This window comes from Evansella tamaricis, assembly GCF_019042215.1.
In the GTDB taxonomy this organism is placed as follows: domain Bacteria; phylum Bacillota; class Bacilli; order Bacillales; family Salisediminibacteriaceae; genus Evansella; species Evansella tamaricis.
Genome location: NZ_JAHQCS010000061.1, coordinates 19,948 through 28,793, shown reverse-complemented (window position 1 = coordinate 28,793; position 8,846 = coordinate 19,948). Strand labels below are relative to the sequence as shown.

Below are 8,846 nucleotides of genomic sequence, written 5' to 3'. Positions count from 1 at the left end.
GATTGATGGGAAATTAGAGATAAATCACTCTACCTTCTTCAACCAAATAAGTGCGATAGCTCAATAATCTATAGCTGACCCTTTTAAACAAACGGATGCAATAGTGCAAGAAGCCGTTGCTCCGTTGTGGTGCTAACGAACAGTTTAGTTAAATGTTGTATCATTTAAAGAAAACGGAGGTTTTGAACAAAAGTATGAAATATTTAAAAGGTTTGTACGTTGTTATGGCAGTAATGGTATTTGTTAATTTGACAAGTGAATATATTTTTATAGGTGAGTATTCAGCTATCGCAAGCTCGGTTATAGTCCTTTTATTTATCTTTGGTACTATATTTTTTGTTAATGCAAGACATTATCTATCCAAGAAATAATTTGCTTGGTTTTCAAGATGAAATATAACCTTGGTCTTCAACAAACGGGTGCGTTAGTTCGATAAGAAAATGTGAAAAAAACGGCACGAAGATTTCTTTGTGCCGTTTTTAATATACGAATTATAATGTGATTTCAGTTGTAAAAGTTGTGTGATTTACTGTGTGAATTCGTCTGTGATTTGACGTTTTGCACATCTCAAGTAAACACGTTTGAATCAATCAGGTGCTTATTTTTAAAGAGTCCAGTGGAGATGAAAATGGTGCAACTATAGGAAAGAAAATCCTGGTGTAGCGTTTTTGCTAAAAAAAAATGGGTATAATGAAATTGGGAAAAATCTAGATGAAACAGAGTTCCTGAGAATAATGGTTAGGTTAGAGTAAGATAGAGCTAGAAAATCGTTAGTAACAGGTTTCTTTAAAAGTTATTCTGAATGAATAGCTGTCGTAGAGATTCAATTAATAGAAGTAGGATCGGGAAACTGCAAATCCACACCTTCAAAAAGGAGCTATAAATAAATGATAGTTGCAAAAAATACACCAAATAATACAGGAATAGCTGTATATGGAGACTATATCGATTTTGAAAATCTATATGAAGCGTTACACGACATTGTGGGAGAGGAAGGTGAGTTTACAGGATATGATTCTGCCCGCATAAGAATATTAGGAGTCTGTTATGATCTTCGTCATGCCCTCATGGGAAATAGAGAGTATGAGTTTATGGAGAATGGTCTGGATGAAGACAAGAAAAAACGTTTGAATGTGCTCGCGCCTGATAAAAACATGTATTTAAAAATATATGTTCTATGGCCGGAAATGCTTTTTGTCATGATTGCTTTAAATGATTTTCTCGAACAGTATGCTAAAAGGATGGTAAAGAATAAATATAGTTTGAACTTATTTTCTGAGCCAAAGGTTAGTTGGAATAAGACAGTGGCCCAAATTAAAATGTTACAAGCAGCAGTGTCTGAATGCTTAAAGGATACATTATCAGAAAATGCTTATGCCAGGCTGTTAAACGTGATGAATGGCAACTATGTATTTACAGATAGATATTTAACGCAGTATATCGATCACTTAAATGATAAATTTATGGATATGACAAATGATAAACGTCTAAAAAATATATCCACATTCGCGAAACGAATTGCCGAAAAGGATAAGGAATACAGGGCTTTGGAAAGGGATCTTCAGGAAGAGGCTAAAAGGAGAAACTGCAATGTGAATGATCTGCGATTAGCCATCGACTATCCTGAAGAAATAGACTGGTAAACAACATAGGTCAATTAAAGTGGTGGTGGGAGAAATTTTACCTTTTGAGTTTTTAGAAGGAGGCATAGGGAAAGGTACGTCGTCCCAGTGGGACAAGGTACCTTTCCCTCCTGTCCATCCACTAGAAAGTATAGGACTCAAGTTGTTCGGGGCTTTGATTTCTATTCTTCCATAGACTGATTGCAATTAATATGCAACTTATCGTAACTAACAGTCCGTGGGCTATTCTCAACTGTGGTCCAACTAAAAATTGTCCACTGTATAGGATCATTCCGATAGCAAATGGAATCCCAATCCATTTTGAGTAATTACTAGACTTCCAAATGGCGATGGCAACAATAATCGCAGCAATGGCTAACAGTAGGAGCCCAGTTAGAAACATTACAAGACCTACACCAGAACGAACGATGTCTGCTTGGCTCAGTAATCCTATAGACTGTTGCTCTATGGCTTTCTGTCCAATAGCATGTAAACCAAATGTTTCCCCTCCGTAAAATGGCAAAATTAGACCTAGCGCTACTAAGGATAATATAAATGCCCAATAAGAAAGCTTATGTGCCATTTTTCCTTGTAATGAATGGTGTACTCCTAGTAAACCGAGCGGAAGTAGTGTGAAAGCGATAATAGCTAAAATATGCGATATTAACCATTCCGTCGAAGCAAAAGCGATAGCTCCCTCCATAGTTATTTCATCAGAATAAGGGCGTAGTGATGGGTAAATAACAAACAGTATTCCAGCAATCACTAGAGAAAACACGCTTAAGTAATTGGAATTTTTCATCATAGTAACTGGCATTATAACGTACCTCCTTTTCAGATAAAAAAAATAGACTGTGGAAAAACAGATGATGAGTGATAATAATAGTTTAAGAAGTTTAAAAGTAAAACAGTTATACCAATTCTATTGATCAAATCATATATTAAACCTTTAAAATGAAGAAGAGGTGTGAATTATGTAAATGTTCTATTAAGTTTTCACAAGGGACATAGGGATAGTGTGCTGACCCCTAAAAGATTAGATTTTTACTCTAACTTTTGGGGTGCACCTCATAGGTCGTCCCAGTGGGACAAGTACCTGTCCCTATGTCTCTTTTTTTATACATTTTTATAATAAAGGGGTTGACATCTTTGGGAAAACAAGTTAGATTCGTTATAACGATTTGTTTATCGGTTTCCAAATGAATTTGATACTTTTTGATAGAAGATCAGGTTCTAAAAGTTTTTTACACACATATATAAGCGCTTACATAATTTTTGGACCATGTTGTTTTTAGAGAATACTTCAAGTATCGACTAAAAAATGAATGTTACCAGAAAAGATGGAGCGTTTTTTTGTACCATTTTTGTTTATCGATTTCCAAACGGATTTCCAAAAGGGTTTTAACAAGTCTAAAAGTGTATAGTAGAGGGTGAAAATCATGAAAATAACGATCGGTGATGTGGCGCAAAGGGCCAATGTGTCAAAGACAACCGTTTCTCGGATTGTAAATGGAAATTACTCACATACAACCGAAGAGACTCGGAAAAGGGTTATGGCCGCCATTGAAGAACTTGATTACCGTCCTAATGCATTAGCGAAAGGGCTTAAATCAATGAAAACAAACGTAATAGGTATTGTTTTATCTAACCTAAAGAATCCATTTTGGATCACAGCATTAGAAGGCGTCGAAGATACTTGTTATGAACTAGGCTATAATTTGATGATTTGCAATACAAATGAAGAGCCAGAAAAGGAAGAAGAATATATTAGAGAATTCGAAATGAGACAAGTGGATGGAATTGTCATCAACCCTACAGTTAGAAATTACAACCTGTATGAGAAATTAATTGACTCTATCCCAATGGTGGTCATTAATCGTAGGATACCAGGACTCGCTACGCACAATGTTGTGTTTAATAATGTTAAAGGCGGATTTCTTGCAGTAAATCATCTATTTAACAACAATAGAAAAAACATTGCTGTACTTGCTTTTAATAACCCATTTGTAAGCACATGGCGTGATAGATTGGAAGGTTATCAATCTGCCATACTAGCTAAAGGCCTTTCCACTAGTGATTTCAAAGAATTAAAGTTAGAACAAAGCAACAAAGATGTAAAGACACAAATTGTCAACTATTTGAGTCAAAACCGTGACATCGATGCAATATTCTCCACGAACAATATGATCACACTAGAGGTATTGAGTGCATTAAAAGAGATGAATTTGAAAGTGCCTGAGGATATAGCCATCGTAAGCTATGATGAAACGGTTTGGGCAAAACACCTTAACTCTCCACTCACAACGATACGTCAACCAGGATACCAAATGGGAAAGATAGCAGCACAAAATCTAATTGAATCGATTCAAGAAGGTAGAAAACCTAAGCCAAGGACTATTGAATTGGAGCCAGAGCTTATTATCAGAGACTCGAGCGGATCATTAATCAAAAAATAATCGCAATTCATTCTAAAGGGGGTGAATTCACTCTTCTAAAGTCAGAATATTATAAATGTTCAAACGCATCAAACACAACAAACGCATCCAAAACATTAAAATCTAAATGGGAGAAGGAGACGATGATAATGGCTAAAGTGGAAAACAAAGTGAGTAGACAAGAACTTTTGGAATTATATGATGACCTGAGAGTAACAGATGTGCGCGACGGACTTGATTGGGTAGGATTACATGGATATGGAACTGTACATCATGAAATTAAACCTCTTTTTCGCACAAAAGTAGTAGGGATAGCTCGCACGGCCCGTTATCTGCCCTTTGAAGGACCTATGACAACAAAGACAGGGGACGAATATACAGAGTGGGTCAAATGGTATTACGGTAATGTTTGTACGGATGATTGGAATCATGATATTGAAGAGGGCGACTTTATTTGTATGGACGTTGCCGGTGTAGATGTTGGTATTTTAGGGTCTAATAATACACTGGACCATAAAGCTAAAGGAGCACGGGGATACTTAACTAACGGTGGTGGAATTCGAGATACAGATGAAGTAATCCTTCAAGGAATTCCAGTCTGGTCTAAGTTCATTTCTCAAGGTATGGATCAAGGTCGCATTCGTTATTATGAAAAAGATATTCCAATTGCGATCGGAGGAGTAGCTATTTATCCAGGGGACGTTGTCGTTGCAGATGGAGACGGAGTTGTGGTTGTCCCTCAAAAATATGCAGTAGAAGTAGCGAAATACGCGCACCAAGAATTATCTGGTGACAAACAGGGCAGACGTAAACTTTACGAAAAATTAGGTTGGGAACTTGACGATACAGTTAGGTAACTACCAAGTAATGGGAGTGATGAATCTATAGTTAAGACGAACTCTAGGTTCATCACAACCTAACGATAAAGGTTTAGGAAGTTGACTAATAAAACTGGAGGAGATTAGCTGATGACTTTAAAGCGTGTAGGATTTATCGGACTTGGAGCGATGGGTCTGCCAATGGCTAAGAATCTATTAAAAGCTGGGTACGAATTACATATTTCAGCCCACAGAAATCGAGAACCAGTAAAGGAACTGAAGCAAGGTGGGGCGACAGAGCATACCTCTTTAGGAGAACTGGCAGCGAAAAGTGAGATATTAATAAGTATATTACCCACGGATAAAGAGATGGATAGTGTCCTCCTTTCAGAAGATATTCTCAGTCATTTATCTACTAAAAGTATTTTAATAGAAATGACTTCGGGATCTCCTGCCATGATGAAAAAGGTTGCCCGTGCTTACGAGGAAAAAGGGATCCGCGTATTGGATGGTCCAGTAAGTGGCGGAACTGCTGGTGCTGAGCAAGGGACGCTTACGGTAATGACCGGTGGAAGATCCGAAGTGTTAGAGGACGTTCGTCCAGTATTAAATGCCATGGCAAAACAAATCTACTTAGTTGGTGAGATTGGGGCTGGAAAAGCCATTAAAGCGATAAATCAAATGCTTGCCGCCATGCATATGGTTGCTTCCGCGGAGGCAGTGGCATTAGCGGAAAAATTAGAGATTGATAAGGAAATGGTAAAGAAAGTAATTGGAAACAGCTCAGGAGCTTCCTGGATGTTAATGAATAAAATAGACAGCTTATCCGAAAGGAATTTTACACCAGGTTTTAAATTAGCATTAATGAAAAAGGATGTTCAAATAGCTAATGATGAAGCAGGAGAAATGCCATTACCTTTTGCAGCGAACACGTTAGAGCTATTTAAAGATGCAGAGAAGGAAATGGGTGATTTAGACTTCTCAGCAATCGGTAAAAACATTCTGCCTTAAGAGGAGAAGATGGCTATGGAGAATATTGGTTTTCGCGTGTTTACACTGGATATGAGACCTGAAAAGAACCTATTAGAACGCTTTAAAACTATTGCCACACCACTGATTAGTGATAATTTACATCGTTTACAAGGTACGCATTCAGACATTCGTCCCATGCATAAAAGTGGGAAGCTAGTAGGAACGGCTTTTACCGTGAAAACAAGAGCGGGGGATAACCTTATGGTCCATAAAGCTCTTGATATGGCAGAACCAGGGGATGTGATTGTCGTAGATGCTGGAGGAGACATGACACAAGCCATCCTAGGTGAGATTATGCTCCGAATAGCAGAGAAAAATGGAATTGCTGGATTTGTTATTGATGGTGCGATTAGGGATTCTGTGGCATTTCTAAAGCGAGATTATCCGTGTTATGCAAAGGGAGTTACGCATCGTGGACCATATAAAGAAGGACCGGGAGAAATAAATGTTCCCATTACATTAGGAAATATGATTGTACATCCTGGAGATATTATCGTTGGAGATGAAGATGGTGTGGTTGCGGTTCCGCTCGCACATGCAGAAGAGATAGTTGAACTTGCCAGCGCACAAGAGAAAAAGGAGCAAGGAATGTTTACTGCGATAGAAGATGGAACAATTGATCGAAGTTGGGTAAATGAAGCATTGCGTAATAAGGGATGTGCTTTCCAGTGACCCGAAGATTTCATTGGGAAAGACTAGAACAGTTTACTGAAAAACTATTTGAAAAAGCAGGACTGCCTAAACAAGATGCAAAGACGGTAGCGGAATCACTTGTTGAGGCTAACCTAAGGGGTATCGATTCCCACGGTGTTGTACGAACAGGTATCTATATGCAAAGGATAGAAGCTGGCATGATATCTATCCATGAAGAGATGGAAGTTAATGAGGATGGTCCCGTTATACTGCTAGATGGTAAAAATCATATTGGAGCGGTAGTAGGTGATAAGGCTCTGCAATTGGCAATGGATACCACGAAAAAGCATGGAGTTTCATTAGTAGGTGTCAAAGGATCTAACCATTTCGGAACATGTGCTTATTTTTTACAAAAGGCACTGAAGGAAGATCTAGCCATGATCATCTTGTCAAACGCCTCTCAAACGATGCCACCTACAGGGGGAATTCGACCATTTATAGGAACAAACCCTTTCTCGTTTGCTGCACCAGCGGGAAAACATAATGACTTCATTTTAGATATGGCCACAAGTGTTGTAGCAAGGGGAAAAATCATAAATGCCGCTCAAAAAGGTGAAAAAATCCCCCTAACATGGGCAGTAGATAAATTTGGTAACGATACAACAGATGCAGAAGAAGCTTTGCAAGGAGCAGTTTTGCCAATGGCTGGACCCAAAGGATATGCCCTCTCCATGTTTATCGATATTTTATGCGGTGTCCTTACGGGAGCGGGCTTTGGACAATATGTGAATAACATGTATGAAAATTGGAAGGATCCTCAGAATGTTGGACATTTTTATATAGGGATAAACATTTCTAAGTTTATGCCAATGGAGCAGTTCAAGGAAAGAATGGATCAGTATTTTGATGAAATTAAAGCGGAACCTAAAGCACCTGGCACGAGTGAAATTTATATTCCAGGGGAGCTGGAATTTCGTTGTAAAGAGGAACGGAGGAAAAAGGGAATTGAGTTGCCTTTGAAGGTAGAAGAAGAGTTGAGAAACTGGGGAGATCACTTTGGTGTCGATCTCGATCGCGCGTTAATTAGTATAGAAGAAGTGGTGGAATAAAGAGGGGGACAACGAAACAATGGATTTAAATCGTGTTTTTCGATATGAAATTCCAACTGCCATAGAGTTTGGTAATGGTGCTGTATCAACAGTAGCAGATCATGTGAAAGCTCTCATGGGAACAAAGGTCCTTTTAGTTAGTGACCCTGGAGTACAAAAGGCTGGCGTTACTCAAAAACTCATTGATGTGTTAGATCAGGCGGAAATACCTTTCCGTATTTTTAATGAAATTGAGCCGGAGCCAGATATTGAAGGAGTGATGGTGGGTCGTGACTTAGCTGTTCAAGAGGGCTGCGACTGTGTTGTTGGACTAGGTGGAGGAAGTGCTTTAGACACAGCAAAAGCAATAGGTGTCATGCTTGGTAACGACGGTCATATCCGGGATTATGTGGGGATCAATATTATCCCTAAGAAAGGTGCACCTGTTATTGCTATACCTACTACAGCTGGTACGGGAAGCGAATTAACCATTTGGTCCGTTATGTCTGACAAAAAGGCAAACGCAAAACTCAGTGTAGGAAGCCCTTTTAATTGTCCGAATCTAGCCTTATGTGATCCAGAATTAACAGTTACCTTGCCTCCCCACCTCACTGCAACTACAGGGATGGATGCATTAACGCATGCCTTAGAATCATTTGTCAATAAAGCTACGCAGCCAATCTCAGAAGGCATGTCGATGCAATCCATGAAATTGATCTCGCAAAGCTTACGTACGGCAGTTTCTCAAGGGGAAAATCTAACGGCACGCTATGACATGTTATTAGCTAGTTTACTAGCTGCAATGGCATTCAATTCTACAAGATTAGGTTTATCACATGCTTTGGCAATACCCCTTGGAGCACATTTTAAGATACCACACGGAACAGTGAATGCTATCTTGCTTCCGGAAGTCATGGAATATAATTTAGTTGGCAATATCCCTAAATTCATTGAAATAGCCAAACTGTTCGATGAGCCAGTAGAAGGACTATCACCAAGAAAAGCTGCGGAAAAATCAGTGTTTGCAGTTCGGCAGTTAAAAGAAGATGTTGGCATAGAGGAGACCTTGTCGGATTACGGGGTAACTGAAAAAGATTTAGGATTTATCGTTGAAGAAGCGATGATGTCTGGTAATGTGCCAGTTAATCCAAGAAAACCAACATTAGAAGATTTAAAACAGATTTGTCGCAACGTCATGTAAGTGTAGTAATCCTATGT

Annotated in this window: 8 protein-coding genes; 7 read left to right on the top strand and 1 reads right to left on the bottom strand. The window is 38.8% G+C overall.

Translation table 11 applies throughout. The features are described 5' to 3' along the window. Positions 1 to 887: 887 nt before the first annotated feature. On the top strand, positions 888 to 1,643 hold the full coding sequence (locus tag KS419_RS05515; protein WP_217065074.1) for a DUF6904 family protein: 756 nt from the start codon (positions 888 to 890) through the stop codon (positions 1,641 to 1,643). Between the two features lie 121 nt (positions 1,644 to 1,764). Here the strand turns inward: KS419_RS05515 and KS419_RS05510 are convergent, their stop codons facing one another. Then, on the bottom strand, positions 1,765 to 2,439 hold the full coding sequence (locus KS419_RS05510) for a hypothetical protein (protein ID WP_217065073.1): 675 nt from the start codon (positions 2,437 to 2,439) through the stop codon (positions 1,765 to 1,767). Between the two features lie 622 nt (positions 2,440 to 3,061). Here KS419_RS05510 and KS419_RS05505 point away from each other — a divergent pair. From KS419_RS05505 to KS419_RS05480, 6 genes are all read left to right on the top strand, one after another. After that, positions 3,062 to 4,078, top strand: coding sequence for a LacI family DNA-binding transcriptional regulator (locus tag KS419_RS05505; protein ID WP_217065072.1), 1,017 nt, complete (start codon positions 3,062 to 3,064; stop codon positions 4,076 to 4,078). A gap of 128 nt (positions 4,079 to 4,206) precedes the next feature. Further along, positions 4,207 to 4,914: an RraA family protein gene (locus tag KS419_RS05500; RefSeq protein ID WP_217065071.1), complete on the top strand. Its 708-nt coding sequence runs from the start codon at positions 4,207 to 4,209 to the stop codon at positions 4,912 to 4,914. A 111-nt stretch (positions 4,915 to 5,025) separates the two neighbouring features. After that, positions 5,026 to 5,886 carry an NAD(P)-dependent oxidoreductase gene (locus KS419_RS05495; RefSeq protein WP_217065070.1) on the top strand — a complete coding sequence of 287 codons (861 nt, stop codon included), beginning with the start codon at positions 5,026 to 5,028 and terminating at the stop codon, positions 5,884 to 5,886. A gap of 15 nt (positions 5,887 to 5,901) precedes the next feature. After that, the gene (locus tag KS419_RS05490) at positions 5,902 to 6,579 is read left to right on the top strand and encodes an RraA family protein (protein WP_217065069.1); all 678 of its coding nucleotides are present in this window, start codon (positions 5,902 to 5,904) and stop codon (positions 6,577 to 6,579) included. Next, a complete protein-coding gene (locus KS419_RS05485; protein WP_343215027.1) occupies positions 6,576 to 7,649 on the top strand; it encodes an Ldh family oxidoreductase in 1,074 nt (357 codons plus the stop codon). The genes KS419_RS05490 and KS419_RS05485 overlap by 4 nt, the downstream gene beginning before the upstream one ends. Positions 7,650 to 7,668: 19 nt before the next feature. Beyond that, the gene (locus tag KS419_RS05480) at positions 7,669 to 8,829 is read left to right on the top strand and encodes an iron-containing alcohol dehydrogenase (RefSeq protein ID WP_217065067.1); all 1,161 of its coding nucleotides are present in this window, start codon (positions 7,669 to 7,671) and stop codon (positions 8,827 to 8,829) included. Positions 8,830 to 8,846 lie beyond the last annotated feature (17 nt).

What these genes read in the sequence shown, in the direction of transcription:
- KS419_RS05510 (WP_217065073.1), bottom strand. Translation starts at nt 2,439, where the DNA reads ATGCCAGTTACTATGATGAAAAATTCCAATTACTTAAGCGTGTTTTCT.
- KS419_RS05505 (WP_217065072.1), top strand. Translation starts at nt 3,062, where the DNA reads ATGAAAATAACGATCGGTGATGTGGCGCAAAGGGCCAATGTGTCAAAG.
- KS419_RS05490 (WP_217065069.1), top strand. Translation starts at nt 5,902, where the DNA reads ATGGAGAATATTGGTTTTCGCGTGTTTACACTGGATATGAGACCTGAA.
- KS419_RS05500 (WP_217065071.1), top strand. Translation starts at nt 4,207, where the DNA reads ATGGCTAAAGTGGAAAACAAAGTGAGTAGACAAGAACTTTTGGAATTA.
- KS419_RS05480 (WP_217065067.1), top strand. Translation starts at nt 7,669, where the DNA reads ATGGATTTAAATCGTGTTTTTCGATATGAAATTCCAACTGCCATAGAG.
- KS419_RS05515 (WP_217065074.1), top strand. Translation starts at nt 888, where the DNA reads ATGATAGTTGCAAAAAATACACCAAATAATACAGGAATAGCTGTATAT.
- KS419_RS05495 (WP_217065070.1), top strand. Translation starts at nt 5,026, where the DNA reads ATGACTTTAAAGCGTGTAGGATTTATCGGACTTGGAGCGATGGGTCTG.